1 pseudogene is annotated in these 404 nt (G+C 66.6%); it reads right to left on the bottom strand.

Annotated features, from left to right (window positions below):
- A pseudogene (locus AB0D34_RS45835) lies at window positions 1–404 on the bottom strand (hypothetical protein); the annotation flags it as partial.

Raw genomic sequence — 404 nt, 5'->3', positions numbered from 1 at the left:
TATGAGCTCGTCCAAGTCCGCCGCAGTCTCAGTGCGTTCGAGTTTCTTCCGCAGGGCGTCGGCGAGGAGCCACCGGGCGGTATAGAAGCCATTGCCACTGGGGTCGGCAGCATCAGTAAGCGCCACCTCGATGAGCTCGTCCAAGTCCTCCGCAGCCTCAGTGCGTTCGAACCGCTTCCGCAGGGCGTCGGCGAGGAGCCACCGGGCGGTGTAGAAGCCATTGCCACTGGGGTCGGCAGCGACAGCGGCACGCGCCACCTCGATGAGCTCGTCCAAGTCCTCCGCAGCCTCAGTGCGTTCGAACCGCATCCGCAGGGCGTCGGCGAGGAGCCACCGGGCGGTGTAGAAGCCATTGCCACTGGGGTCGGCAGCGACAGCGGCACGCGCCACCTCGATGAGCTCGT

Source organism: Streptomyces sp. NPDC048420 (genome assembly GCF_040651535.1).
Taxonomy (GTDB): domain Bacteria; phylum Actinomycetota; class Actinomycetes; order Streptomycetales; family Streptomycetaceae; genus Streptomyces.
This window is presented reverse-complemented; position numbering and strand designations above follow the sequence as displayed.